This is a genomic window from Streptomyces sp. EDA2-14, from assembly GCF_054963755.1.
Genome location: NZ_JBUEGE010000007.1, coordinates 65,179 through 91,743, shown reverse-complemented (window position 1 = coordinate 91,743; position 26,565 = coordinate 65,179). Strand labels below are relative to the sequence as shown.

The window sequence follows — 26,565 nt, the reverse complement described above, 5'->3', positions numbered from 1 at the left end:
TGACGCGGAAGGACATGATGCGGCGAAGCCAGTAGCCACGTTGAAGCCGCCTGCAAGGGCGTGGCTGCCACTGGAACAGCACACTTCGTGCGCGGACGGCAGCGCATCGACGGGCACGACCGTCATGTCGACCTTCGCCGGGTGCAGTAAGCCCACAAGGGGTTGAAGCCCACGGCGAGTGTGGACGTGCCGTAGGCGCGCGTCACGGTACGGGGAGGGGACGAGTCGCGGTCGCGGTGGGGCGGCGGCGTACGCTCCGCACCATGACCGTTTACGACGCAGTAGAGATCGACAAGCTTCAGGGCGGCTCCGCCGACCTGGGTCAGTACCTCGGCAAGGCCGTGCTGATCGTCAACGTGGCATCCAAGTGCGGCCTCACGCCGCAGTACACCGCCTTGGAGCAGCTCCAGAAGCAGTACGCGGACCGCGGGTTCACCGTGCTCGGGGTGCCGTGCAACCAGTTCATGGGGCAGGAGCCCGGTACCGCCGACGAGATCGCCGAGTTCTGCTCGGCGACCTACGGCGTGACGTTCCCAATGACGGAGAAGGTCGACGTCAACGGCGAGGAGCGGCACGCGCTGTACGCGAACCTGGTGGACACGGCGGACGCCGAAGGGCACACCGGCGACATCCGGTGGAACTTCGAGAAGTTTCTCGTGGGGCGGTCCGGTGACGTCGTCGCTCGATTCGGGCCGCAGACCGCGCCGGACTCGGCCGAGGTCGTCGGTGCCGTCGAGCGGGAAGTGGGCGCGGCGGGCTGAGCCGTGCGGGGTATCCCTGGGCTGTGGCGCCGGGGTGCCCCGCTGCGTGCCCGTCCCCGGCGTTGCACGATGGCTGCATGCTGTTCGCCCGGCTTGCTCAGGTGTCCCAGGAAGTCGCCGCCACCTCCGCGCGGTCGCGGAAGGTCGCGCTGCTCGCCGAGTTGTTCCGGGACGCCGATCCCGACGATGTGCCGATCGTCATCCCGTATCTGGCGGGGCGGCTGCCGCAGGGGCGGCTCGGGGTCGGGTGGCGGGTGCTCAGCGAGCGGGTGGACGCGGCGCCCGAGGCGCGGCTCAGCGTGCAGGACGTCGACGCCCTGATGACCGAGCTCGGCGATGTGTCGGGTGCCGGGTCGCAGGCCGAGCGCAAGCGGCTCGTCGGGGAGCTGATGGGGGCCGCCACCGAGGACGAGCAGCGGTTTCTGTTCGGCCTTGTGACGGGTGAGGTGCGCCAGGGCGCGCTGGACGCCGTCGCGGCCGAGGGTCTCGCGCAGGCGACGGGTGCCGCTCCGGCGGACGTACGGCGGGCCGTGATGCTGGCGGGCGGCTTGCAGGACGTCGCGCGGGCGCTGCTCGCCCGCGGTCCCGCCGCGCTCGACGACTTCCGGCTCACCGTCGGCCGGCCCGTGCAGCCGATGCTCGCGCACAGCGCCGGCGGCATCGGTGAGGCGCTCGACAAGTTGGGCACGTGCGCCGTGGAGGAGAAGCTCGACGGCATCCGTGTGCAGGTTCACCGGGACGGCCACGAGGTGCGCGTCTATACGCGGACGCTCGACGAGATCACCGATCGGCTTCCGGAGGTGACCGACGCCGTGAGGGAGTTCGGCGGTGAGCGGTTCATTCTCGACGGGGAGGTGATCGCGCTCGGCGCGGACGGGCGGCCGCGGGCGTTCCAGGACGTCGCCGGTCGGGTCGGCTCACGGGTCGACGTCGCGCGTGCCGCGGAGGCGCTGCCGGTCTCCCCCGTGTTCTTCGACGCGCTGTACGTGGACGGGCGGGATCTGCTGGATCTGCCGTTCGCCAAGCGGCACGAGCAGCTGGCCCTGCTCGTGCCGGAGCCGATGCGCGTACGCCGTGTCGTCGTCGAGGGCGAGGAGGACCCCGACGCCCTGGCCGAGCGGCGGCGCGCGGCCGAGGCGTTCTTCGCCGACACCCTCGCGCGCGGCCACGAGGGCGTCGTGCTCAAGGGTCTTGAGGCCCTGTACAGCGCGGGACGCCGAGGCGCGTCCTGGCTGAAGGTCAAGCCCGTCCACACGCTGGACCTGGCCGTGCTGGCCGCCGAGTGGGGGCACGGGCGGCGCACGGGCAAGCTGTCCAATCTGCACCTAGGGGCGCGCCGTCCCGACGGGACGTTCGCGATGCTCGGCAAGACGTTCAAGGGGCTCACCGACGCACTGCTGACCTGGCAGACGGAGCGGCTGCTCGAGCTGGCGGAGAGCGACGACGGACATGTCGTGACCGTGCGGCCCGAGTTGGTCGTGGAGATCGCCTACGACGGCCTGCAGCGCTCGACGCGCTATCCGGCCGGTGTGACGCTCCGCTTCGCGCGCGTGGTGCGCTACCGGGAGGACAAGACGGCCGCGCAGGCGGATTCGGTGGAAACGGTGCTCGCCGCGCATCCGCCGCTCGACGCCTGACCGTGTCGCCGCGGTGTGATCTTTCCTGCGTCTGACGGTTTCTTTGCCAAAGCTTGGCGCGTATAGGGTGACGGACATCCAATCAAAGTTGCATCTGCCACCTATTGGCCGCCGGGACAGCGGCCACGCACGGACAAGGGGAGAGACGTGCCCGCTTCACGCCTGAGCAGGACACCATTGCCGGGAATCGGCTACCGCTACGACCTCACGACCCGCGAGCAGCGCCAGCTGTCGGTCGTCGCACACCGGGACGGGGGCCGCACCCTCAGCGCGTACCGGGCGGACGATCCGGATGCCTGCGACCTGTCGCTGAAGCTGACGTCGGGGGAAGCGACGTATCTCATCGACGCGTTGATGCCTTCGCACCACAGCCCGAACCTGCTGCACACCACCGATCTCGGGCTCGTAGCCGAGCGCATCGAGGTGCCGGGGGCCTCGGTGTGGAACGGGCGGCTGCTGGGCGAGACGAAGATGCGCACCGAGACCGGGGCGTCGATCGTGGCCGTGCTGCGCCGCGCCGACGCGATTCCGTCGCCGACGCCGGACTTCCGGCTGGCGGGCGGCGACACGGTGATCGTGATCGGTACGAGAGAGGGCGTCGACGCGGCGGCCGCGATTCTGGGGCGGGAGTGACCGTATGCACAGCGCTGTCTTTCTGATCGAATTCGGGGCGATCACACTCGCGCTCGGACTGCTGGGGCGGCTCGCGGGGCGGCTGTCGTTCTCGCCGATCCCGCTGTACCTGCTGGCGGGGCTCGCGTTCGGCGAGGGCGGTCTGCTGCCGCTCGGCGCCAGCGAGGAATTCGTCGCCATCGGCTCCGAAATAGGCGTGATCCTGCTGCTGTTGATGCTGGGTCTCGAATACACGGCCAGCGATCTCGTCACCAACCTGAAGACGCAGTATCCGGCCGGTCTTGTCGACATGACGTTCAATGCCCTTCCCGGCGCCATCGCCGCATTGCTCATGGGGTGGGGTCCGGTGGCCGCCGTGGTGCTCGCCGGTGTCACCTGGATCTCGTCGTCCGGCGTGATCGCCAAGGTGCTCGGGGACCTGGGCCGGCTCGGCAACCGCGAGACACCGGTGATCCTCAGCATCCTGGTGCTCGAGGACCTGGCGATGGCCGTGTACCTGCCGATCATCACGGCGCTGCTCGCCGGTGTCGGCTGGGCGGCGGGCGGGCTCACGCTCGCCATCGCGCTCGGCGCGGCGGGGCTCGTGCTGTTCATCGCGGTGCGGTTCGGGCGGCACATCTCGAAGTTCGTGTCGAGCGACGACCCGGAGAAGCTGCTCCTCGTGGTGCTGGGTCTGACCATCCTGGTCGCCGGCCTCGCGCAGCAGCTCCAGGTGTCCGCGGCCGTGGGCGCCTTCCTCGTGGGCATCGCGCTGTCCGGTGAGGTCGCCGAGAACACGCATACGCTGCTGTCCCCGCTGCGCGACCTGTTCGCGGCCGTCTTCTTCGTCTTCTTCGGCCTGCACACCGATCCGGCGAGCATTCCGCCGGTGCTGCTGCCCGCGCTGCTGCTCGCCGTGGTCACGGCCTGCACGAAGATCGCGTCGGGGTACTGGGCGGCACGCCGCGCGGGGATCTCCGTCAAGGGGCGCTGGCGGGCCGGTGGCGCCCTGGTGGCGCGCGGCGAGTTCTCCATCGTCATCGCCGGTCTGGCCGTCACCTCCGGCATCGAGCCGAGGCTCGGCCCGCTGGCCACCGCGTACGTCCTGATCCTGGTGATCGTCGGTCCGCTGACCGCGCGGTACGTCCAGCCCCTCGCGCAGCGGCTGTTCCCGCAGCGCGCCGCGGTGGCGACGGCCGGTGCGGGCGCGGTGCCCGAGCAGCGCGCGGCCGAGCCGTCCCCGCAGGCGGAGCCCGGGCGCGTCGAGCTGGCGAAGACCGACGACACGTCGGACGCCGCCGACGAGGCATCGGGCGTGGACGAGCAGCCGGCCGTGGACGAGCGCATCCGCTGACGCTGCACCGCCTCCCACCGGCACCCGACGGGGCCGTTCCCCAGACCCGGGGAACGGCCCCGTTCTCTCTGAAGTCGCCCGCCGTGACCAGGGCGCTTAGCGTGGTGGGCGACGCCGATCGGGGGGCCGGGTGGTTTGGAGGCCACGATGGATCGCTCGCCCGACACCTCTCAGGCCGGTTCCGAACCCGGCATACAGAGCGCCCCTCCCGGCGACGGCTCCGTGCCGCACGCGGGCGGGGGCAGCCACGAGCACCGCTGGGTGATCCTGGCCGTGATCGGCCTGGCCCAGCTGATGGTCGTGCTGGACGCCACGATCGTGAACATCGCGCTGCCGTCGGCCCAGCAGGACCTCGGGTTCTCCGACGGTCAGCGGCAGTGGATCGTCACCGCGTACTCCCTCGCGTTCGGCAGCCTGCTGCTGCTCGGCGGGCGGATCGCCGACCTCGTCGGCCGCAAGGCCGTCTTCCTCACGGGTCTGGTGGGATTCGCGGTGGCGTCCGCCCTGGGCGGCGCCGCGGGCAGCTTCGGGATGCTGGTCCTGGCCCGTGCGCTCCAGGGCGCGTTCGGCGCGCTGCTCGCGCCGGCCGCGCTGTCCCTGCTGACGACGACGTTCACGGACCCCAAGGAGCGGGCCAAGGCGTTCGGCATCTACGGCGCCATCGCCGGTGCGGGCGGCGCGGTCGGGCTGCTGCTCGGCGGGGTGCTGACCGAGTACCTGGACTGGCGCTGGTGCCTGTTCGTGAACCTGGCCTTCGCCGCCTTCGCGTTCCTCGGCGGGCTGCGCCTGCTGCACGGCGGTCGTCCCGTGGACCGGCCGAAGCTGGACGTGCCCGGCACGATCCTGGTGTCGGCGGGCCTGTTCTGCATCGTGTACGGGTTCTCCAACGCCGAGACGCACGACTGGAGCGACTTCCTGACCTGGGGCTTCCTGGTGATCGGCGTGATCCTGCTCGCCGCGTTCGCCTGGTCCCAGACACGGGCGGCGCATCCGCTGCTGCCGCTGCGCGTGCCGCTCGACAGGGACCGCGGCGCTTCGTACCTGGCGATGTTCATCGCCGGTGCGGGCATGTTCGGCGTGTTCCTGTTCCTGACGTACTACCTCCAGCAGATCCTGGAGTTCTCGCCGGTGTCGACCGGTGTGGCGTTCCTGCCGATGGTCGCCTGCATGATCTTCTCGTCGATCGTCACGCAGAACGTCCTGGCGCCGCGGTTCGGGCCGAAGCCGCTCGTGCCGCTGGGCATGGCGCTCGCGGTGCTGGCGATGATCTGGCTGACCTTCCTCGACCTCACCAGCAGCTACGCCACCCATGTGCTGCCACCGACGCTGGTGATGGGGCTCGGCATGGGCCTGATCTTCGCCACGGCGATGAACCTCGCCACGTCCGGCATCGCCGCGCACGACGCGGGCGTGGCCTCCGCCATGGTCAACACGAGCCAGCAGGTCGGCGGTTCGATCGGTACCGCGCTGCTGAACACGCTGGCCACGACCGCGGCGACCAACTACCTGGTCGGCAAGCGGCCCACGCCGCTGGTGCGGGCGCAGGCCGCGATCGAGAGCTATTCGACCGCCTACTGGTGGTCGGCCGTGTTCTTCGGGGTCGGCTTCGTCGTGACGCTGCTGCTGTACCGGCCGGGGACGCCGAAGGTCATGTCGGGCGAAGGCGCCGCGCACATGTGAGTCCGGCGAACCGGTGCCGGTTCGCACCTCCCGTCCACGGGGCATACCCACTGAGCACAGTCCACCCGCGGGCAGGTGGCGGGGCGGGCCGGTGCGGCGTGCGGGGCGGACGAGACAGGGGCGAGGGGGCCGTCATGCGTGGCGTGCCGTACGAGGTGAACCAGGTGGACAGCGAGCGGCTCGCCACGGCGTTCGTGGAAGTGGCCGACGCCGCCCTGCGGGGTGGTCCGCAGGCCCTCAGCGCCCTCGTCGGCAATTGTGTGTCGGTGCTCGGGGTGGCGTCCGCGGTGGCGGTGCTGAAACCGCCCGCGGGCCGGGTCGAGGTCGCGGCCTCCGACCCGCGTGGACTGCGCCTGGAGCGCGCCGCACTGACCTGGGGCGAGGGCCCCGGCCAGGACTGCCGCAGCTCCGCCACGGCCATCAGCGGCGTCCCGCTCGCGCACCCGTACGCCCGCGCCAACTGGCCCTCGTACACGGAGATGGCGCGCAGGCTGGGCTTCGCGTGCGTGGTGGCGGTGCCGCTGCGGGCCCCGGAGCGGGCGGTCGGCTCGCTAAGCCTGCTGTCGGAGCGGCCGGGTCCGATCGGGCCGCTGCGGCTGCGTCTCGGTCAGTCCCTCGCGGACGCGACGGCGCTCGGCGTGGTGCCTCGGGGGCGGGCCTGAGCCCCACCCGTACGGCGCTGCTGCGGTCCTCCGGTTCCTGCGGCGAGACTTGACGCATGGCTGACAGGACGAGGCGAACGAAGCGCAGCGCCGGCCTGCTTCTCTTCCGGCGGCGGTCGGAGGGTGTCGAGGTGCTGCTCGGGCACATGGGCGGTCCGTTCTGGGCGCGCAGGGACGCAGGGGCGTGGGGTGTGCCGAAGGGCGAGTACGAGCAGGACGAGACGCCGTGGGAGGCGGCCCGGCGCGAGTTCCAGGAGGAGCTGGGCCTGCCGCCGCCGGAGGGGACCGCGCTGCCGCTGGGCGAGACGGTGCAGTCCGGGGGCAAGCACGTGACCGTATGGGCGGTGGAGGCGGACCTGGATCCGGCACGGATCGTGCCGGGGACGTTCACGATGGAGTGGCCGCGCGGCTCCGGTCGTACGGCGGAGTTTCCCGAGCTGGACCGGGTGTCCTGGTTCGGTCTGGACGCGGCGCGGTCCAGGATCGTGAAGGCGCAGGCCGTGTTCCTTGACCGGCTGGCCGAGCAGGTCTGACGTCGGGGCGTGCGGGTACACGGTGAACTGCCCGCAGCCCGCGTTGCGCACCCCCGTGGCGCGCGGGAAGGTCGAAGGAACCGCGCAGAGGAGGTCGGCAGCCATGCCCATCGCGACGGTCAACCCGGCGAACGGTGAGACCCTCAAGACGTACGACGCCCTGTCCCCCGAGGAGATCGAGCGCAGGCTCGCCCTGGCGGCGGACGCTTTCGACTCGTACCGGACGACGACGTTCTTCGACCGGGCGAGGCTGTTGCAGCGGGCCGCCGACCTGCTGGAGGCGGACGCGCCGGACATCGCCCGCACGATGACGACCGAGATGGGCAAGCCGGTCGCGGCGGCCCGTGCCGAGGCGTTGAAGTGCGTGAAGACGATGCGCTGGTACGCGGAGCACGCGGCGCGACTGCTCGCGGACGAGCATCCGGCGGAGCCGGACGTGAAGGACTCGGGCGCGGTGCGGGCGCATGTGCGCTATCGGCCGATCGGCCCGGTGCTCGCGGTGATGCCCTGGAACTTCCCGCTGTGGCAGGTCGTACGGTTCGCTGCGCCCGCCCTGATGGCCGGGAACGTGGGCCTGCTCAAGCATGCGTCGAACGTGCCGCAGACCGCCCTCTACCTGGAGGACCTCTTCCGGCGGGCCGGTTTCCCCGAGGGCTGTTTCCAGACGCTGCTCATCGGTTCCGGCGCCGTCGAGGGCATTCTGCGCGACGAGCGGGTGGCGGCGGCGACGCTCACCGGCAGCGAACCGGCCGGGCGCTCCGTCGCGTCGATCGCGGGCGACGAGGTGAAGAAGACGGTCCTGGAGCTGGGGGGCAGCGACCCGTACGTGGTGCTGCCTTCGGCGGACGTGGCGAAGGCGGCGAAGACGGCCGTCACGGCGCGCGTGCAGAACAACGGCCAGTCGTGCATCGCCGCCAAGCGGTTCATCGTGCACGAGTCGGTGTTCGAGGAATTCCGGGAGGCGTTCGTCGCCGGGATGCGGGCGCTGCGGGTGGGCGATCCGCTCGACGAGGACACGGACGTCGGGCCGCTCTCCAGCGAGCAGGGGCGCAGCGATCTGGAGGAGCTGGTCGACGACGCGGTGGAGAGCGGCGCGACGGTGCTGTGCGGCGGGCAGCGGCCCAAGGACTTCGCCGACCGCGGCTGGTTCTACGAGCCGACCGTCATCGCGGACGTGACCCCCGAGATGCGCATCCACCAGGAGGAGACGTTCGGTCCGGTGGCGACCTTGTACCGGGTCGGCGACCTGGACGAGGCGATCGCCGTCGCCAACGACACGCCGTTCGGACTGAGTTCCAACCTCTGGACGCGCGACGAGGACGAGATCGAGCGGTTCGCCCGCGACAGCCAGGCAGGCGGTGTCTTCGTCAACGGCATGACGGCCTCGCACCCGGCCCTCCCCTTCGGCGGCGCGAAGCGCTCCGGCTACGGGCGCGAGCTGTCGGACCACGGCATCAAGGAGTTCTGCAACGTCACCACGGTGTGGATCGGGGCCTGACGGCGGCGAGGCCCGGGCGGCGCGGGGATCGGCCGGGCCGGACGGTGCACGGACCGGTCGAGCCGGGCAGCCGCGCAGAGCCCGTGCAGCAGGTCGCTCCCGGAGCTGTGTCCTACGGCGAGGAGGTCGGCGAGCGGCGCGGTCGGGTCGTCGCCGGAAGCCGCGGCCCGCAGCAGCTCCGCGACCTGAGGGATGCAGTGGCCGTCGGCGGCGTGCCGCAGGAGCGCGGCCGAGACCGGGGGCGTCCGGGTCCCGGCCTGTCGGGCGACGGCTGTCAGGACGGGCAGCCAGGTGGGTGGCCGCGAGGACAGGCGTGCCGCCAGGAGCAGCCCGCACAGGAAGTCGTCGCCGGACGGGGTGGCTCCGGGGCCCAGACCCAACAGGGCGACGGCTAATGGGCGTTGAGCGCTCGGCGCCCCGTGCGCGAGCGCGCGCGTGAGCGCGGTGGCGGCGGGGCGGGCGGCGCCTGCCAGCGGCCGGGGCGGGCGCAGTTCCGCGAGTCGGGCGAGGGCGGCCGGACCGTGCGGGGTGTCCTGGACGCGGGGCGGCGCCCAGAACTCCGCAGCGGCCAGACACAGACCGCCGACCGCGACGCGTCCGCCCCCGACCCGCCCCGCGTCGCCGACGGCCAGAGCGTCGAACGGCCGCTCCCCCGCGGCGCGCGGTACGACGACGGCGGTGGGCACCCGCACGGCCTGCGGCACCACCACGGCGAGCGGGGTGTCGTCGCCGTGCGGCAGCAGATACAGCGCCTGCCGGGCGACGGCCAGAACGCGGGCGGGGCGAGGTGGCCCGGCAACAGCGGACCGGGTCAAGGTGCTGACGGTGCACGCCAGTTGGGCGGGACTCATGCTCGGGACACGACGGCTTCGTCCGGCACCGGGAACGCCTTCAGCGCCTTGCGGAAGCACTCCAGCGGCGCGTGGGCCAGGCCCGCGCCGATCTGGCCGATGCCGGGTTCGCGGTGGGCGATGCCCGTCGTGACGACCGGTTCGATGCCGGTGTCGAGGACGGCGCGCACGTCGATGCCGACGGGTGAGCCGATGCCGCCGAGAGCCGGAAGCCGGTAGGCCTCGTGCCGGGCCAGCGTGATGCGGGCCATGTCGCGGCTGGTGCGCAGCGCCTCCTGCACCGTGCCGCCGACGAAGCCGGTGATGGCGGGCGCGGCGGCGAGGGCGAAGCCGCCGAGGCCGTTGGTCTCGGTGATGGCGCTGTCACCGATGTCCGGGTTGGCGTCCTCGGGCCCGTATCCGGCGAAGTACAGGCCCTGTACTTCGGCGGCGGGCGCCGTGAACCAGGCGTCGCCGAGACCGCTGACGCGGATGCCGACCTCGACGCCGTTGCGGGCGAAGGCGGTGACGAGCGTGGAGTGGGGGACGCCGTGGGCGGCGGAGGTGGCGAGTTTGGCGGCCGCCATCGAGAAATTGAGGAACCAGTAATGGTTCTCGGCGAGGAACTCCAGGACGTCCGGCCCGTGCGGCACGCGGGCGAGCGGCGCGGCGAGTTCCCGCAGCAGCAGCGCGGAGGCGGCGGTGTTGCGGCTGTGGCACTCGTCGCCCATCTGGAGCGCCTGGGCGACGACGGCGCGCAGATCGACGCCGTCGGGCCGGGTGGCGAGGGCGGCGCTCAGGGCGGGTGCCAGTACGTCGGCCATCCAGCGGAGCCGGTCCATCACGTCGTCGCCGAGCGCCCCGTAGCGCAGGCACCGCCCGGCGCCCTCGTTGAGGTTGGCGTAGGCGCGGCGGCCGGTGGCGGGGTCCTCGACGACGAGTACGGGCATGGACGGCGAGGTGATGCCGCCCATGGGTCCGACGGCCTCGTGGTGGTGGCACGGTTCGAAGCGCACGGCCCCGGTGTCCGCGAGGAGTTCGGCCTGTTCCGGGGTGTCGGCCCACCCTTCGAGGAGCGCGGCCCCGACGACTCCGGCCCGCATCGGGCCGCACATGTCGGCCCAGTCGACGGGCGGTCCGGCGTGCAGCAGGACGTGTTCGCCGGTGGCCCGGTCGTCCAGCACCGGCAGCACGTCGCGGGCGGTGCGCACCTCGCGCCATACCGGGCGCACGGCGAGCAGCCGGTCGACGGCGGTCCGGTTCGCGGCCTCGACGGCTTCGTGGCCGGTGAGTTGGGCCAGCCTCCAGCCGAGGTCGGGGTCGCCGCCGGCCGGTGGTCGCCAGTCGAGGGCGCTGACGTGGGCGCCGGCGGTGCGGGGCACGTCGGCGAAGTCGGCGACGCCGACGGCGGCGATACGCGGCGCGGCGTCACCCGCGCCGAGCAGACCGGGCGCCAGTTGCGGGGTCATGTGGGGCCTCCTGTACGAGGGGTGGGGTGCGGTGGGACGGGAGGGGTGCGGGTGAGCGGACCGTCGTGAGCGGACCGTGGAAACAGCGGCCTCAGCCGCATCGGGGCGCCCTCACCGCCCCGCCCTCCCCGCACGCATCAACTCCCCCGCCTCCCGGCGAGGTGCACCACCCCCGGTCACCAGCGACACCGCCCACTCGGCGGCGTCCGTGCTGGTCGGGGCGAGCAGTGCGCCCGCCTTCGCGAGGCGTTCGCGCACGGCGTCCGCGTCCTGCGGGTCGCCGTCCGTGCCGACGACGAACGCGACGACGGGCGGCCGTCCCCGCTCCCCCGCGCGCTCCAGTTCGTCCGCGAGCGCCCCGGCCGGGTCGGCGCCCGCGCCGTGTCCGAGCACGACGTCCAGGACCACGGCCGCGGTGTGCGGGTCGGCCAGCGCGGCGCGCAGATGGGCGGCCCGCACCGTGGGGTCGATCATCGGGTGGGGTCGGCCCGCGGTGTAGGCGTCGTCCCCGAGGTCCAGCACCATGTGACGCTGCGGCAGGTCGATGGCGCGGCCGGGAACGTAGGGGTCGATCGCGGTCGCCGCGCCAGGCAGCAGGTGCCGTGCCTCGTAGGCGAAGGTTCCGCCCGCGTACAGGGCGCGGAGATACCGGCCGGGGACCGGGTCCACCGCGGGAGCCGTCCACTGGGGTGCCGGGACACCGCCGAGGGTGCGCACGGCCGTCCGGACCGCGTCGCGCAGTGTCCCGACGACGGCCACGGGGCCCGGCGTCCCCGGCCGCGCGGCGACCACGAGATCCGTGCCCGTCGCAGGCCGTTCGGTGCCGAGGAACGCGGCGACGACCGGCTTGCCGGTGCGCGCGGCGCGGGCGACGACGCGTTCGGCCACCTCGGGCGCGGGCGGCTTGGACACCAGCACGATCAACTCGCAGCCGGGGTCGGCGGCGAGCAGGTCGAGCGCGTCGAGCGTGGTGCGCGCGCCGACCTCGGCGCTCAGGTCGCGGCCGCCGGTCCCGATCATCTGGCGCACGCCCTCGCCGGCGGCGTCGAGCAGACACGACACCTGCTGAAGTCCCGTCCCTGAGGCGCCGATCAGGCCGACGCGGCCGGGGCGCAGGACGTTCGCGAAGCCGAGGGGCACGCCGTCCAGGAGTCCGGTGCCGCAGTCGGGGCCCATGGCGAGCAGGCCGCGGCGGTGTGCCTCCTCCTTGATGCGGATCTCCTGGTCGACGGGGACGTTGTCGCTGAAGACGAAGGCGTGCATGCCGGAGCGCAGCGCCTTGAGCGCTTCGGCCGCCGCGTACGGGCCGGGTGTGGAGATCAGTGCGAGGGCGGTCGCCGGGTCGGCCTCGGTGAGGGCGCGGGGCACCCACGCGTCGGGCGCGGCGTGCTCCGCGGCGGCGGGCTGTTCGAGCAGCGACGGCACCTCGCGCAGGGCGCCCTCGATGGCGTCGGCGGTGCCGCGCAGCGCGACGATCAGGTCGGCGGGGCGTGCGGCGCGGCCCTCGTCGGTCAGCAGATCGGCGTCGGCGAGCAGCCGCAGGTTGGGTTCGGTCGCCATGACGAGGCTGGCGGCCGTGATGCCGGGCAGTTGGGTGAGGTGCTGGGCCGCGCGCATCAGGGCGACGGAGTCGGCGTAGGCGTCGCACCGCACGGAGTTCGACGTCAGGGTGTCCGGGGCCAGGTGGCCGTCGGTGGCGGGCGGGGTGGGCTCCATGGCTTCGACGCTACGGCCGCCGCCGGGGTGCGGTCTTCGGCGAGCGGTGCCAGCGCGTGGGTGTGGATCACCGGCAGCGGCTGACAGTGACCGGGGCGCCGGGCGCGCACCAGCATGGTCGGGGACACCCGCAGCCGTGCCCCGTCGGCCCGCTCCTCTCCGCCGACGGACTCCACCTCGACGTACTCGAAAGGTGTCCCCATGCCCGTGCCTCCGCCCCCTTCGCACGCCCCTCCCCCGTCGCACGATCCGCGCGCCAGGGCCCGCAGGGCCGCCGCGGCCACCGAGGACTTCGCGGACGAGCGGCTGCCGCCCGGCAGTGCTCGTCCCACCCTGTCGATCATGATGGTGCGCATGGGGTTCACGGTCTCGGCGACGGATCTCCTCTACGGCATGTCACTCGGTCTGTTCTTCCCTTTCTGGACGGCGCTGTTGATCGCGCTCGGCTCGTCCCTCGTGGTGAGCGCGGTGTCCATCCTGTGCGGGCTGATCGGCCGCCGGGAGCGGATCACTACGGCGCTCGGGCTGCGGGCCGCGTTCGGGCGGGGCGGGAGCCGGATCCCGTCGTTCGTGATCGCGCTGCTGTCGGCCGGGTTCGTCGGGTACAGCACTGGCATCACGGCCGGGGTACTGCCCGGCAGCGGGCACCCGTGGCTGGGTCTCGTGTACTGCGTGGTGCTGAGCGCCGCGTACACCGCGGTGTCGATCGCCGGGTTCAGCAAGGGGCTGACCTGGGTGGGCCGGATCAGTGTGCCGCTGATGCTGGCCACCGTGCTCGTCGCGGTCGTAGCGACGTTGGATCACGCGGGCGGGCTCGGCGCCGTCGTGGGCAGTGAGCCGGTGCGGGCCGGGGAGGCGACGGCGCTCGGCCTGTTCGCCCTCGGCATCAACAAGTGGATGACGGGCGCCACGGTCTCCCCTGACATCACCCGGTTCGCACGCAGCGACGTCGCCGTGTGGACGACCACGATCGCCGAGTTCGTCGTCGGCAACCTCGGCTTCAACCTGCTGGGCATCCTGCTGGGCCTCGGGGTCGGCGAGTCCGACATGGGCACGGCATTCGGCATCGTGGGAGTGGGGGCGCTCGCCACCGTCGCCATCTTCGTGCAGGGCTTTCCGCACGAGGTCAACAACATGTACGCGGCGTCGCTGGCCGGACGGTCGGCGTTCGACGTGCCGCGGATCGCGGTGAACGTCGTCGCGGGGCTGCTCGCCTGCGGGCTCGCCTACTACGGGCTGAGCGCCGGGATCCTCGACGCCTTCCTCACATACCTCGGATACCTCGGCTACGCCGTCCCGCTGATCCCCGGCATTCTGCTGGCGGACTACTTTCTCGTGCGGCGAGGCCGTTACGACCTGTCGGAGGCGGCGGTGGCCGCGGTCAACTGGCGGGCGGTGGCAGCCTTCGCGGTCGGTCTCTGCGTCAATCTGGTGCTCGGATTCGCACTCGACGACGAGCTGTGGCACGTCCTGCCGCTGACCGGGGCCCTGCTGTATCTGCTGTTCTCGCTGCCGCAGCTGCGTCGCCGGGGCCCGGCGGCCGCGGTCGTCGGCGCCGGTCCCGCGACCGTCAGCGAGCGCGCGCGCTGAGCAGCCGGTGGGCGTGGACGGCGAGTTCCGTCTGGAGCCGGCGCATCGGATCCTTGTCGGGTGCGCCGGTGAGCCGTTCGATCTGCTTGAGGCGGTAGCGCAGCGTGTTGTAGTGCACGTGGAGTTCCTCTGCGGCCTCCACGCCGTTGCGGTCGTGGCGCAGGTACACGGTGAGGCTGTGCACGAGGCTGCCGTCGTGCCCGGCATCGTAGGTCAGCAGCGGGCCGAGGGCGTCGTCGACCAGCGCCTGGAGTTCACCCGCGGGCAGCTGGTCGAGCAGCCGGTACACGCCGCTCTCCTCGTGCAGGCGGACGAACGAGCGGGCCGGGCCCTCCAGTTCACGGCCGAGGGCGAGCGCGCTGAGCGCCTCGCTGTGGCTGAGGTGCAGTTCGGTGAAGTCGTCTCGGACGGTGCCCGCCGCGACGGCGACGGCCCGCCCCGGGCAGGCGGCGGTGACGGCGCGCCGCAACGCCTCACAGTGCGTGCGCAGTTCGTCGCCCTCGGGCGCGACCAGCGCGGTGAGGCCCCCGGGGGTGCCCCAGGCGGGTGTGCGGTCACCGAGCGCGGTGCGGGCGGCGGCGAGCAGCCGCTCCTCTGTGAGGCGTACGCCGCCGCCGTCCGGGCCCGCCGCGGCCTCGACGACCACGGCGGCGCGCGGCCGCTCCAGGTCCCAGCCGAGCGCGGCGGCCCGGCGCGCCGACTCCGCGCGGTCGCGCGGCGGGTGCGAGACGAGCTCGGTCAACAACAGTGTGCGGTAGCGGCGTTCGCGCTCCGCCAGTACGCGTTCCTGCACCGCGAGCATTCCGGCCAGGCTCGCCACGTGGTCGGCCGCGGTGCCCCACTCCTCGTCGGGCGCGCAGCCGGGGCCCGCCCACAGGGCGACCTCGCCGCCGCTGCGGTGTCCTACGGCGATCGGCCGGGTCACGGCCGCGGGGGTGTTCTCGGGGATGTCCCCGGCCGCCGCGACGAGGGTTCCCTCCGGGCCGCGGATGGCGGCGGGACAGCCGGTCTCACCCGCGAGGAGGACGACGAGTTCGCGGTAGGAGCCACCGCCGAGCACCGCCTGGGAGAGCCGGTCGCGCAGTGCCTGCGAGCGCTCCAGGGTCAGCGCCTGCCGGTTGAGTACGGTGCCGATGACTTCGGAGAGGATGTCGTTGAGCATGACGTCGCCGGGCAACTCGACGATGGGGAAGCCGAGTTCGTCGGCGCGGCGCAGCATCGGGGTGGGCAGCCGCGGCAGGTAGGGGCCGACCTTCACGCCGAGGGCCGCGAGTCCGCGGTCGGCGAGTTCGGGCACGAGGCCGGTGAGCGCCTGTTCGTCGTCGCGGACGGCGTAGGCGGTGGTGAGCAGGAACTCGCCGCCGCGCATCCAGCGGATGATGTCCGGCACTTCCATGATGTTCGCGACCCGGATGGCGCGTCGCGCGCCCTGCTCCCCTGCCGCGAGGCGGGCGCCCGCGAGCGCGGGCAGCTCCAGCGCTCCGGCCACGGTCAGGGCCGCGGCGCGGGCGGGACTGGGCGCCGTCACGGTGCGCGGAACAGGGGTCACGCAGCTCACTATGGGCGCCCTCGCGGGGGCTGTAAACGCTCGTGACACAAGGTTGTATACGATTGCTGGATGCGTCGGTGACCGGCTCCGCCACCCCCACCCGGTCGGCCCTGAGGCACTGTCAGCGGGCGTCAACGCCCCCGCGCACACGCTGGCACCGGCTGCCCATGACCGGCGCGTCCGGCGTTCCTATCGTCCTGACATGCCTCCAGGAACCGCGCCCTCACCAGCCGCTTCGCTCGTGCGATCGCCGGCCGTGACGCACCCTGCCGCCCCTGTCACGGTGCTCGCCATCGGCGGCAACGCCCTCCTGAACGGCGGTCCGCGCGCCACCATCGCGGAACAGTTCGTCGCCGCAGGGCAGTTGGCCCGGCCGGTCGCCGAACTCGTCCGCGCGGGACACCGCGTGGTCGTCACGCACGGAAACGGCCCGCAGGTCGGCTTCATCAAGCGGCGCGCCGACCTCGCGGCCGAGCTCGCCCCCGAGCTGCCACTGCTCGACCTCGACATGTGTGTCGCCGACTCGCAGGGCAGCCTGGGCTACATCCTCGTACGCGGCCTGTCCGACGCCCTGCCCGCGGGTTCGCGGCCCGTCGCGCTGCTCACGCACACCGTCGTCGATCCGGACGACCCGGCGTTCGCGCGGCCCACGAAACCGATCGGTGCGCACTACGAGCGGGCGGAGGCGGAGCGGCTCGCCGCCCGGCACGGCTGGACCGTCGCCGACGACGCGGGGCGCGGCTGGCGCCGGGTCGTGCCCTCGCCCGCGCCGCAGTCCATCGTCGAACTCGACGCCGTCGCCGCGCTGTTGGACGCCGGCCATGTCGTGGTGGCGGGCGGGGGCGGCGGGATTCCCGTCACCCGTGGGCCCGACGGGGCGCTGTGCGGTGTGGAGGCGGTCGTCGACAAGGACGCGACGTCCGCGCTGCTCGCCTCGGCGCTCGGCGCGGACGAGCTGATCGTGACGACCGGCGTCGAGCGGATCGCCCTCGACTGGGGCACCCCGCGCCACCGCGACCTCGACCGCATGGACGCGGCGCAGGCCCGTGAGCATCTGGCGGCGGGGCAGTTCCCCGAGGGCAGCATGGGGCCGAAGGTGCGTTCCGCCCTGGACTTCCTCGCGTCCGGCGGACACCGTGTCCTGATCACGTCGCCGGGCGCGCTGAGCGAGGCGCTGCGCGGCACGACGGGCACCCGCATCGTTCCGACGCCCCGACCGGCCGACGCCACCGGCAACACGACGGGTTCTGAGCCGTAACACGACCGAAGCAAGATCACCGCAGTGTGCACGAGTCACCTCCGGCACCCACCGCACGCCCCTCCCTCGCCGCCACTCCCCCGCCCCTATCGGCCGAAGGACCCCGTATGCCCCTGACCAACGGCACCACCAGCCCCAGCCACGGCACCGTCGCCACCCCCGCCGCCGACGCCCTGCCCCTCGACGGCCGCCACCACGTCGCCACCACACCGGACACCGCCCGCTGGGGCGTGCTCCCCGGCGCCGACAGCGCGCCCGTTCTGAAGGTCGACGACGGTGACACCGTCACGTTCGATCTCGTGTCCCACGAGGGGATCCTGCCGGACCAGGGCCGCGACCCCGTGGAGTTCTTCGGCTCGTACGGGGTGCCCGCCCACCAGGTGCCGCGCGACGCGCAGGAGATCGCCGCCTCGGACCTCGGGCGGACGCCGGACGAACTGCTCGGCCCGCACATCGTCACCGGCCCCGTCGCGGTGCGCGGCGCCCGCCCCGGCGACCTGCTCCGCATACGGACCGTGAGCCTGCACCGGCGCACGCACTACGGCATCGTCTCCAACCGGCACACCCGCGGTTCCCTGCCGGACGAACTCCCCGAGCCCGGAGCCGAGTTCACGAGCCCCGACACTCGGCGCGCCGAAGAAGGCACGGTCTCCACGTTCTGCACGGTCGAACGCGACGGCGACGGCGCCGAGTTCGGTGTGCTGCGCTGCACGCCGAAGCTCAGCGCCCGGTTCCCGCTCGGCCCGTTCGTCGGGATCATGGGCGTGACGGACGACGGCGCGGACACCCTCAGTTCGGTACCGCCCGGCCCCTTCGGCGGCAACCTCGACGTCAAGCACCTGACCTGTGGTTCGTCCCTGTACCTGCCCGTACGTGTCGACGGCGCGGGCTTCTACGCGGGTGACCCGCACTTCGCGCAGGGCAACGGCGAGGTGGCGCTCACCGCCCTGGAGGCGCCGCTGCGCGCCACGTTCGAACTGTCCGTGGTGCGCGGGGAGGCGGCGCGCCGGGTGACCGGGCTGCTCGCGGAGCCGTTCGCCGAGACCCGTACGCACTGGATCGCGCTCGGGCTCGACGCCGATCTCGACGAGGCGATGCGCCAGTGCGTGCGCTCCGCGCTCGGCTTCCTCACCGCACGTACCGGCATGGACCGGGCCACCGCGTACGCCTATCTCAGCGCGGCGGCCGACTTCGAGGTCTCGCAGGTGGTCGACCAGATCAAGGGCGTCCACTGCCTGATCCGCAAGGCGGACTTCCCCGCCGCGACGTAACCGGACACCCCACCGACCGCACCCGCACGCACCGCACAGGCACCCGCACCTGCCCGTCACGCATCCCTCTACCGAAGGAGACCCCTCGTGACCGCTCTGCTGCTGCGCCACGCGCGTGTGGAGGACTCGCCCGATCCGACCGACATCCGCGTCCGGGACGGCCGGATCGAGGCCATCGGCCCCGGCCTCGCCCCACCCGACGACTCCGGCGCCGAGGTCCTCGACTGCGCGGGCCGCGTCGTCGTACCCGGACTGATCGAGGCACATCTGCACCCGGACAAGGCGCTGCTCGACGGCTTGACCCCGGAGGGCACCGGTTCCCTCGCGGACGCCATCAGGATCACCGCACAGCTCAAGGCGGGATTCACGTACGACGAAGTACGCGCGCGTGCCGAGCAGGTGCTCCGTATGTGCGTCCTCAACGGCACCACGGCGATCCGCACCCACCCCGACGTCGATCCCGTGGCCGGACTCACGGGACTGAACGTCCTGCTGGAACTGCGCGAGAAGTGGGCGGCCCTGGTGACGCTCCAGGTCGTCGCGTTCCCCCAGGAGGGCATCTTCAAGGCGCCCGGCACGGAGAAGCTGCTCCGTGAGGCACTCGACTCGGGCGCCGACGCCGTCGGAGGTTGTACGTACAACGAGGCGTCCCTCGCCGACTGCCACCGGCACGTGGAACTGGTCCTGGACCTCGCGGCGGAGTACGGCGTCCCGGCCGATCTGCACGCGGACTTCGGCGACGACCACGGCGACAGCCGCTTCGCCCTCGCCGAGTTCATCGCCGCCCGCACCGCCGAACGCGGCCTCCAGGGGCGGGTGACACTCGGCCACGCCACCTCGCTCGCCGGGCGCCCGCCCGCCGAACGCCACGCCGTCCTCACCGCGCTCTCGGCAGCCGGCGTCGCGGTGGTGCCGCTGCCCGCCACGGACCTCTTCCTGGGCGGTCGTGGCGACGACACGGCGCCGCGCCGGGGCTTGGCCCCCGTGCGTGAACTCTGGGACGCGGACGTCCTCACCGCCTGCGCCACCAACAACATCCGCAACGCGTTCACCCCGTACGGCACCGGGGACGTCCTGGAGACCGCGCTGCTGCTCGCCCGAATCGCGCATCTGTCGGGCCCGGCCGACCTGCGCCGCGTGCTGCGGATGGTGACGTACGACGCCGCACGCGTGATCGGCATTCCGGACGCGGACTACGGGGTGCGCGAGGGGGCGGTGGCGGACTTCGTCGTGCTGGACACGCGCGACCACGCCACGCTGCTCCTGGACCGGCCCGCCCGCACGGCGGTGGTCAAGGCAGGCCGTGTGGTGGCCCGTTCGACCGTTTCCAGAGAATTCGACGGTTCCCTCGTCGCGGGCGGGGTGGTCTGACATGGCCGAGGTGACGACCGGGACGAGCCCGGAGACCGCGGTGACACCGGTGATGCGGGAGCGGATACCGCACGAGATCGTCGCGTCGGTGCTCGCCGCGACGACCGCGTTCGTGGGCGGCACCGCGCTGCACCTGCCGCCCTGGGCCATCTTCATTTCGTGGGCGGGTACGTTCCTGCTGGGCGGCCCGAACCTCGCCAACGCGCGCCGGCTGTGGTGCGCGATGCCGGTGGGGTCCACGTACGCGCTGCTCATCGTGCTCCTGGAGACCCACGCGGGCACGGCGTTCGGCGAGAGCCAGTTGGCCCGCAACGCGTTCGGGGCGCTGTGCATCCTGGTGCTGAACAGCGCGCTGATGTACACGGGCCGGGTCCGCTTCTTCTCACTGATCCCCGGCATGTTCTTCGGATTCGCGAGCTACTTCGCCACATTCTTCGGCGGGTTCGGCTTCGAGGCGGGCAATCCGTGGGCGGCCTGGCTGTGCGTGGTCGCCATGAACGCGCTCGGGCCGGTGTACGCCTGGCTGTCGGTGCGGCTCGCGTTCCCCGTGGAGATCAAGTCGCCGTCCTGAGCAACCCTGTTCACCCTGGCGTCACTCCGTGTTCGGGGCGGGGGCCGAACGTGTGCGCTGTACACCGTATCCGCGCCGCAGGAGGCCCCCATGTCCCCGCTCGTCCCCGGTAAGCGCCGCACCGTCAGACTCACCGTCGCGGCGGGCGTGCCGCTCGCCGCGCTCGTGGCGATCGGGCTCGCGCCGGCCGCCACGGGTGCGCCCAGCGGTTCCGGCGCGGCCGAGGTCACCGGCAGCGCGACGCTCGGCGACATCCCGCTGGGCGGGTTCAGCAACTCCCTGCTGCCGGGCACGGTCGACAACGACCGGGGCGTGCACCTCGGCGGCATCGGCTCGGACCTCTACCCGGCAGGCCGCAAGGGCGAGTTCTGGACGGTGACCGACCGCGGCCCGAACGGGCAGATCAAGGTGGACGGGACGAAGCGCCGCACGTTCCCCGTGCCCGGTTTCGACCCGGCGATCGTGAAGATCCGTGTCACGGGTGACGAGGTGAAGGTCCTCGACGCGATCCCGCTCACCACGAAGTCCGGCAAGGCCGTCACCGGTCTGTCGAACCAGGAGGGCCGCGACGAGAAGCCGTACTCGTACGACGCCAAGAGCCCGCTCACGTACAACCCGAACGGTCTCGACACCGAGGGCATCGTGCGCGCGGCCGACGGCAGCTTCTGGCTCGTCGACGAGTACGGCCCCTCGCTCATGCACGTCTCCGCGGACGGGCAGGTCCTCGCGCGGCACGTGCCGAAGGGTCTGAACCTGAAGGGTGCGGACTACCCGGTCGTCGAGTCGCTGCCGTCCGTGCTGCTGCACCGCAAGGTCAACCGCGGTTTCGAGGGCCTGGCCCAGCTGCCGGGCGGCGATCTCGTGCTGGCGGTGCAGAGCCCGCTGTCGCTGCCGGACGAGGACGCGGGCGAATCCTCGCGCACGACGCGGCTGCTCCGGTTCTCGCCCAAGAGCCGGGCGGTCACGGCGGAGTACGCCTACCGGTTCGACCCGGTGGACGTGGTCGACCCCGGCGAGGACGACCCGTCCGAGCTGAAGATCTCGTCCGTCGTCGCGGTCGGCGGCGACCGGCTGCTCGTCGAGGAGCGCACCGACAAGGCGGCCCGTCTCCAGGAGGTCAGGCTGACGCGCGGCGCGGACATTCTGGGCGGACGCTGGGACGACGCGGCCACCTCCCCGTCGCTGGAGCAGCTGGACGACCCGGCGGACAGCGGCGTTCCGGTCCTCGACAAGCGCCTCGTGGTGGACCTGGCCAAGGTCAACGGCGTCCCTGACAAGATCGAGGGCATCGCGCTCGCGGGCCAGGACACCCTCGCGCTGATCAACGACAACGACTTCGGGATGACGGACGGTGCCGAGGCGTTCGACGCCGACGGGCGGCTCGTGGACAGCGGTGTCGAGACGAAGGTGACGCACGTGAAGCTGCCGAAGGGCGCCCTGTAGGCGAGCGGACCGGTACGGCTCAGCCGCCGAGCCCGCTGGGCAATTCGCTGGGCAGCTCGCTCGGCAGACCGCTGGGGAGCTCGCTCGGCAGCTTGCTGGGCAACGAAGACGGCAGCTCGCTCGGGAGGCTGCGGGACCGTGAGGGCGTGGCCTGTTCGCTGCTCTTGTCGGGCGACTTCTTGTCCCCGTCGGAGCCGGAGTCGCGGTTCACCACGAGGACCACGGCGCACGTGATCACCACGACGGCGAGGAGCACCGCGATCAGCAGGAACCGGCGCCGGTCGGCGGGGCCCGGGCCGTCGGGTGGCGGCGCACCGAATTCGCCGCCGGGCGGTGGCGGTGACCGGGGCGGCACCGGAGGCGTGGACACCCCTCCAGCATTGCCGCCCAGTCACCAACACGCGAGCCCCTGAGGGAAGTTGACCGACCGGCCGAAGAGGCTCGGTCGGTCCAACCATCCCCATACGTGCCCTGACGTCAGGCGCGCACGCCCAGCAGGTGGTCCATCGCCAGCTGGTCGAGGCGCTCGAAGGCCATGCCGCGCTCGGCGGCGGCGTTCACGTCGAACTCCTCGAAGGCGCTCTTGTCGGCGAGCAGCGCGGACAGGCCGTCGGCGGCGGTGGGCTGCGCGAGCTGGTCGAGGCGGGAGGCGGCCAGCGCCGCCTGGACCTCCGGGTCGTCGCGGAAGGAAGCGGCCCGGTCCTTGAGGATCAGGTAGTTGCGCATGCAGCCCGCGGCCGAGGCCCACACGCCCTCGAAGTCCTCGGTCCGCGGCGGCTTGAAGTCGAAGTGCCGCGGACCCTCGTAGCCTGCCTGCTCCAGCAGGTCGACGAGCCAGAACGCGGCGCGCAGGTCGCCGGCGCCGAAGCGCAGGTCCTGGTCGTACTTGATGCCGGACTGGCCGTTGAGGTCGATGTGGAAGAGCTTGCCCGCCCACAGGGCCTGGGCGATGCCGTGCGGGAAGTTGAGGCCCGCCATCTGCTCGTGGCCGACCTCGGGGTTCACGCCGTACATCTCGGGCCGCTCCAGGCGCTCGATGAACGCGAGGGCGTGGCCGACGGTCGGCAGCAGGATGTCGCCGCGCGGCTCGTTGGGCTTGGGCTCGATGGCGAACTTGAGGTCGTAGCCCTGCTCGACGACGTACTCGCCGAGGAGGTCGAAGGCCTCCTTCATGCGGTCGAGGGCGTCGCGGACGTCCTTGGCGCCACCGGACTCGGCGCCCTCACGGCCGCCCCACGCGACGTAGGTCTTGGCGCCGAGCTCGGCGGCGAGGTCGATGTTGCGGATGGTCTTGCGCAGCGCGTAGCGGCGCACGTCGCGGTCGTTGGCGGTGAAGCCGCCGTCCTTGAAGACCGGGTGCGTGAACAGGTTCGTGGTCGCCATCGGGACGACCATGCCGGTGGCGTCGAGGGCCTGCCGGAAGCGCTTGATGTGCGACTCGCGCTCGGCCTCGGACGCGCCGAAGGGGATCAGGTCGTCGTCGTGGAAGGTCACGCCGTGGGCGCCGAGCTCGGACAGCCGCTGCACGGACTCGACCGGGTCGAGCGCCGGCCGGGTGGCGTCGCCGAACGGGTCGCGGCCCTGCCAGCCGACCGTCCAGAGGCCGAAGGTGAACTTGTCGTCAGGGGTGGGCTGGTACGTCATCTCGCGGCTCCCTAGCCGTTGCCCGGCGGCCGCGCACACGGGATGCGGCCGCCTATTTCGTCATGGCGCTTTACAAATTAGTATGCGAGGACGCTGCTGGGAAGAGCCCTCGACCCGCGAGGCGCAATCGGCGAGAGTCGATCGCGTCCCGGGGCGAACGGCTGTCCTTCGGGGCCCGATATCGACACACAGTTATCGACACACAGTTCAGGAGAGCCGCATGTCAGCTGCCGACGGACCCCTCGTCGTAGGAGTCGACACTTCCACGCAGTCCACGAAGGTCCTGGTCGTCGACGTCGCCACGGGCGAGACCGTGGCGAGCGGGCAGGCTCCGCACACCGTGACCTCCGGCGCGGGCCGCGAGAGCGACCCCGAGGAGTGGTACGCCGCGCTGCGCTCGGCGCTCGCCCAGTGCGGCGACGCGGCCCGGCGCGCCTCGGCGGTGTCGGTCGGCGGGCAGCAGCACGGTCTGGTGACGCTGGACGCGCAGGGACGCCCGGTGCGGCCCGCGCTGCTGTGGAACGACGTGCGGTCCGCGCCGCAGGCTCGCCGGCTCACGGACGAGCTGGGCGGGGCGAAGACGTGGGCGGAGCGCTTCGGCGTCGTGCCGGCGGCCTCGTTCACGATCTCCAAGTGGGCGTGGCTCGCCGAGCACGAGCCGGAGGCGGTGAAGGCGACCGCGGCGGTCCGGCTGCCGCACGACTACCTGACCGGCCGCCTCACGGGCGAGGGCACGACGGACCGGGGCGACGCGTCCGGTACGGGGTGGTGGGCATCGGCCACCGAGGCGTACGACGAGGACGTGCTCGGGCATGTGGGGCTCGACCCGAAGCTGCTGCCGCGCGTGGTCCGGCCCGGCGAGGTCGCGGGCACGGTGCACGCGTCCGACGGCGACCTGCCGTTCGCCAGGGGCACGTTGGTGGCGGGCGGCACCGGTGACAACGCGGCGGCGGCGCTCGGCCTCGGCCTGCTGCCGGGGACCCCGGTGCTGAGCCTCGGCACGTCGGGCACGGTGTACGCGGTGTCGCGGAACCGGCCGACCGACCCCACCGGCACCGTCGCCGGTTTCGCGGACGCGCGCGGCGACTGGCTGCCGCTGGCCTGCACGCTGAACTGCACGCTCGCGGTGGACCGGATCGCGGCCCTGCTCGGCCTGGACCGGGAGGCCGTCGAGGCGGGCGGCACGGCGACGATCCTGCCGTACCTGGACGGCGAGCGGACGCCCAATCTGCCCGACGCCTCCGGCCTGTTGACGGGGCTGCGGCACGACACGACCGGCGGCCAGCTCCTTCAGGCCGCGTACGACGGGGCGGTGCACGCCCTGCTCGGCGCGCTCGACCTGGTCCTCGACGCGGACGCGGACCCCACCGCTCCCCTGCTGCTGATCGGCGGCGGGGCCCGCGGGACGGCCTGGCAGCAGACGGTGCGACGCCTGTCGGGGCGCCCGGTGCAGGTGCCGGAGGCCGGCGAACTGGTGGCGCTCGGCGCGGCGGCGCAGGCCGCGGGCGTGCTGACCGGCGAGGACCCGGGAGCGGTGGCCCGGCGCTGGAACACGGCGCGCGGCCCGCTCCTCGATCCGGTCGAGCGGCGCGACGACGCGGCCCTGGAGCGGATCTCGACGGTACTCGCGCAGGCGGATCCGCTCCTCGGGAACGGGTGACCCCCGGGGCCCGCGGACGTGCCACGACGGGCCCCGCCCCCGATCCCGGCAGCACCCCACCTCTCCGCCCCTGGGAACATGAGCGAATGACCGCACCCCTGCACCGGCCGCGACCGGGCACGTCCGACACCCAGCAGGCCATGCGCCGCCGCAACCTGTCCCGCGTCCTGCACACCGTCGCCGCCGAGGGACCGCTGTCGCGCGCCGCGGTCGCGCAGCACATCGGCCTGACCCGGGCGGCCGTCTCGACGCTCGTCGACGAGTTGATCCGGGCGGGGCTCCTGGAGGAGCTGGGGCCGCAGCGTCCGGGCGGCGTCGGGCGGCCGGGCTCGGCGCTCACGGTCAGCGGTCGGGGGCCCGCCGGGCTCGGCGCCGAGGTGGGCGTCGACCATCTCGCGGTGTGCGCGGTGGACCTGCGCGGCGAGGTGCGGGCGCGGGCCCGGCGCCGTGTGAGCAACCGGGGGCGCGCCCCGAAGCCCGTACTCGACGACCTCGCGGAACTGGTGCGGGAGGTCGGCGCGACGGCGCGGGAGGCCGGTCTGCACCCCGCCGGACTCGCGATCGCCGTGCCGGGCCTGGTCGCCCGCGGCACGACGACCGTCGTACGCGCACCCAACCTCGACTGGCACGACACGGACGTCGCGGCCCTGCTCCCGGACGACGTACCGGTCACCGTCGAGAACGAGGCGAACTTCGGCGCCCTGGCCGAACTGTGGCTCGCCGACGACTCCCCCGCCGACTTCCTCCATGTGTCGGCGGAGATCGGCATCGGCGCGGCCCTCGTCGTGGACGGTCACCTCCTGCGCGGGACACGGGGGTTCGCGGGCGAACTGGGCCATGTGCCGGTGCGCCCGGAGGGGCCCGCGTGCCCGTGCGGGGGCCGGGGGTGTCTCGAGCAGTACGCGGGTGAGGAGGCGGTGCTGCGCGCCGCGGGCATCGCGCCGGGCCCCGACCGGGTGTCGCTGCTCGCCGAGCGGGCCGCCGAGGGCGACACCGCGACGCGGCGCGCGCTGCGCTCGGCGGGCACCGCTCTCGGCATTGCACTGACCGGCGCGGTCAACCTCGTGGACCCACGCGCGGTGGTCCTCGGCGGCGCACTCTCCCGGCTTGCACCCTGGCTTCTGCCCTCCCTGGAGCGGGAGTTGACGCGCCGCACGGCATTCCCCGCGGACGATGTCACCGCTTCCGGCCTCGGCTCGGACGGGCCGCTCCTGGGCGCGGCGAACTCGGTGGTGCGGGCCGTGCTCGACGATCCGGTGGGCGCGGTGGCCACGGCGTAGGCCGCCGGTGGTGGATCTCAGCGGTGACCACGGTGTGGGGCCGCCGTCTCTCCAAGTGCCACAGGTGCGGACCTCTGACGTGCGGTTGTGCACAATCCGCGAGTTGTCCACACCTCAACCGCGCCCTCTTCCGCCCCTGGCCGGGGGCCCCGTACGGTATTTCTCAAGAGGCATGT

General features: G+C 72.9%; 23 protein-coding genes. 16 read left to right on the top strand and 7 right to left on the bottom strand.

Going from position 1 to position 26,565, the window contains the following annotated elements:
- Positions 1-263: 263 nt before the first annotated feature.
- From ACY34M_RS19665 to ACY34M_RS19630, 8 genes are all read left to right on the top strand, one after another.
- On the top strand, positions 264-761 hold the full coding sequence (locus tag ACY34M_RS19665; RefSeq protein ID WP_462722940.1) for a glutathione peroxidase: 498 nt from the start codon (positions 264-266) through the stop codon (positions 759-761).
- Between the two features lie 77 nt (positions 762-838).
- A complete protein-coding gene (locus tag ACY34M_RS19660) occupies positions 839-2,398 on the top strand; it encodes an ATP-dependent DNA ligase (protein WP_462722939.1) in 1,560 nt (519 codons plus the stop codon).
- A gap of 147 nt (positions 2,399-2,545) precedes the next feature.
- Positions 2,546-3,031: a cation:proton antiporter regulatory subunit gene (locus ACY34M_RS19655; protein WP_462722938.1), complete on the top strand. Its 486-nt coding sequence runs from the start codon at positions 2,546-2,548 to the stop codon at positions 3,029-3,031.
- A gap of 4 nt (positions 3,032-3,035) precedes the next feature.
- Entirely contained in the window at positions 3,036-4,364 is a 1,329-nt protein-coding gene (locus ACY34M_RS19650) for a cation:proton antiporter (RefSeq protein WP_462722937.1), read from the top strand.
- Positions 4,365-4,511: 147 nt separating this feature from the next.
- A complete protein-coding gene (locus ACY34M_RS19645) occupies positions 4,512-6,044 on the top strand; it encodes an MFS transporter (protein WP_462722936.1) in 1,533 nt (510 codons plus the stop codon).
- Positions 6,045-6,178: 134 nt separating this feature from the next.
- Positions 6,179-6,706: a GAF domain-containing protein gene (locus ACY34M_RS19640; RefSeq protein ID WP_462722935.1), complete on the top strand. Its 528-nt coding sequence runs from the start codon at positions 6,179-6,181 to the stop codon at positions 6,704-6,706.
- 56 nt (positions 6,707-6,762) lie between these two features.
- Positions 6,763-7,239 carry an NUDIX domain-containing protein gene (locus tag ACY34M_RS19635; protein WP_462722934.1) on the top strand — a complete coding sequence of 159 codons (477 nt, stop codon included), beginning with the start codon at positions 6,763-6,765 and terminating at the stop codon, positions 7,237-7,239.
- Positions 7,240-7,342: 103 nt separating this feature from the next.
- Positions 7,343-8,737, top strand: a complete 1,395-nt coding sequence (locus tag ACY34M_RS19630) for an NADP-dependent succinic semialdehyde dehydrogenase (protein ID WP_462722933.1) — start codon at positions 7,343-7,345, stop codon at positions 8,735-8,737.
- Here the strand turns inward: ACY34M_RS19630 and ACY34M_RS19625 are convergent.
- From ACY34M_RS19625 to ACY34M_RS19610, 4 genes are all read right to left on the bottom strand, one after another.
- A complete protein-coding gene (locus tag ACY34M_RS19625) occupies positions 8,665-9,552 on the bottom strand; it encodes an oxamate carbamoyltransferase subunit AllH family protein (RefSeq protein ID WP_462722932.1) in 888 nt (295 codons plus the stop codon). The genes ACY34M_RS19630 and ACY34M_RS19625 overlap by 73 nt on opposite strands.
- Positions 9,553-9,584: 32 nt before the next feature.
- The gene (locus tag ACY34M_RS19620) at positions 9,585-11,036 is read right to left on the bottom strand and encodes a YlbE family protein (RefSeq protein WP_462722931.1); all 1,452 of its coding nucleotides are present in this window, start codon (positions 11,034-11,036) and stop codon (positions 9,585-9,587) included.
- A gap of 111 nt (positions 11,037-11,147) precedes the next feature.
- The gene (locus tag ACY34M_RS19615; RefSeq protein ID WP_462722930.1) at positions 11,148-12,752 is read right to left on the bottom strand and encodes an acyl-CoA synthetase FdrA; all 1,605 of its coding nucleotides are present in this window, start codon (positions 12,750-12,752) and stop codon (positions 11,148-11,150) included.
- On the bottom strand, positions 12,701-12,955 hold the full coding sequence (locus tag ACY34M_RS19610) for a hypothetical protein (RefSeq protein WP_462722929.1): 255 nt from the start codon (positions 12,953-12,955) through the stop codon (positions 12,701-12,703). Before ACY34M_RS19610 ends, ACY34M_RS19615 begins: the two co-directional genes overlap by 52 nt.
- On the opposite strand from ACY34M_RS19610, the gene ACY34M_RS19605 reads away from it, so the two are divergent.
- Entirely contained in the window at positions 12,954-14,342 is a 1,389-nt protein-coding gene (locus ACY34M_RS19605) for a purine-cytosine permease family protein (protein WP_462722928.1), read from the top strand. The two genes, ACY34M_RS19610 and ACY34M_RS19605, sit on opposite strands and share 2 nt — an antisense overlap.
- Here the strand turns inward: ACY34M_RS19605 and ACY34M_RS19600 are convergent.
- Positions 14,323-15,891 carry a PucR family transcriptional regulator gene (locus tag ACY34M_RS19600; protein WP_462722927.1) on the bottom strand — a complete coding sequence of 523 codons (1,569 nt, stop codon included), beginning with the start codon at positions 15,889-15,891 and terminating at the stop codon, positions 14,323-14,325. The two genes, ACY34M_RS19605 and ACY34M_RS19600, sit on opposite strands and share 20 nt — an antisense overlap.
- 256 nt (positions 15,892-16,147) lie before the next feature.
- On the opposite strand from ACY34M_RS19600, the gene ACY34M_RS19595 reads away from it, so the two are divergent.
- The 5 genes from ACY34M_RS19595 to ACY34M_RS19575 all read left to right on the top strand — a co-directional run bounded on the left by ACY34M_RS19595 (position 16,148) and on the right by ACY34M_RS19575 (position 21,805).
- Positions 16,148-17,149, top strand: coding sequence for a carbamate kinase (locus ACY34M_RS19595; protein ID WP_462722926.1), 1,002 nt, complete (start codon positions 16,148-16,150; stop codon positions 17,147-17,149).
- Between the two features lie 107 nt (positions 17,150-17,256).
- Complete coding sequence (locus ACY34M_RS19590) at positions 17,257-18,420, top strand: acetamidase/formamidase family protein (RefSeq protein WP_462722925.1); 1,164 nt, start codon at positions 17,257-17,259, stop codon at positions 18,418-18,420.
- Between the two features lie 87 nt (positions 18,421-18,507).
- On the top strand, positions 18,508-19,791 hold the full coding sequence (locus tag ACY34M_RS19585) for an amidohydrolase family protein (RefSeq protein WP_462722924.1): 1,284 nt from the start codon (positions 18,508-18,510) through the stop codon (positions 19,789-19,791).
- Between the two features lies 1 nt (position 19,792).
- Positions 19,793-20,362 carry a DUF1097 domain-containing protein gene (locus tag ACY34M_RS19580; RefSeq protein ID WP_462722923.1) on the top strand — a complete coding sequence of 190 codons (570 nt, stop codon included), beginning with the start codon at positions 19,793-19,795 and terminating at the stop codon, positions 20,360-20,362.
- Between the two features lie 90 nt (positions 20,363-20,452).
- The gene (locus tag ACY34M_RS19575) at positions 20,453-21,805 is read left to right on the top strand and encodes an esterase-like activity of phytase family protein (RefSeq protein ID WP_462722922.1); all 1,353 of its coding nucleotides are present in this window, start codon (positions 20,453-20,455) and stop codon (positions 21,803-21,805) included.
- Between the two features lie 19 nt (positions 21,806-21,824).
- Here ACY34M_RS19575 and ACY34M_RS19570 read toward each other — a convergent pair whose 3' ends face one another.
- Positions 21,825-22,175: a hypothetical protein gene (locus tag ACY34M_RS19570; RefSeq protein WP_462722921.1), complete on the bottom strand. Its 351-nt coding sequence runs from the start codon at positions 22,173-22,175 to the stop codon at positions 21,825-21,827.
- Between the two features lie 107 nt (positions 22,176-22,282).
- Positions 22,283-23,449, bottom strand: a complete 1,167-nt coding sequence (gene xylA / locus ACY34M_RS19565) for a xylose isomerase (protein WP_462722920.1) — start codon at positions 23,447-23,449, stop codon at positions 22,283-22,285.
- Between the two features lie 220 nt (positions 23,450-23,669).
- On the opposite strand from xylA, the gene xylB reads away from it, so the two are divergent.
- Together xylB and ACY34M_RS19555 are read left to right on the top strand one after the other, a co-directional pair.
- A complete protein-coding gene (gene xylB / locus ACY34M_RS19560) occupies positions 23,670-25,109 on the top strand; it encodes a xylulokinase (RefSeq protein ID WP_462722919.1) in 1,440 nt (479 codons plus the stop codon).
- An 86-nt stretch (positions 25,110-25,195) separates the two neighbouring features.
- Positions 25,196-26,389: an ROK family protein gene (locus ACY34M_RS19555; protein WP_462722918.1), complete on the top strand. Its 1,194-nt coding sequence runs from the start codon at positions 25,196-25,198 to the stop codon at positions 26,387-26,389.
- The last annotated feature ends 176 nt before the right edge of the window (positions 26,390-26,565 follow it).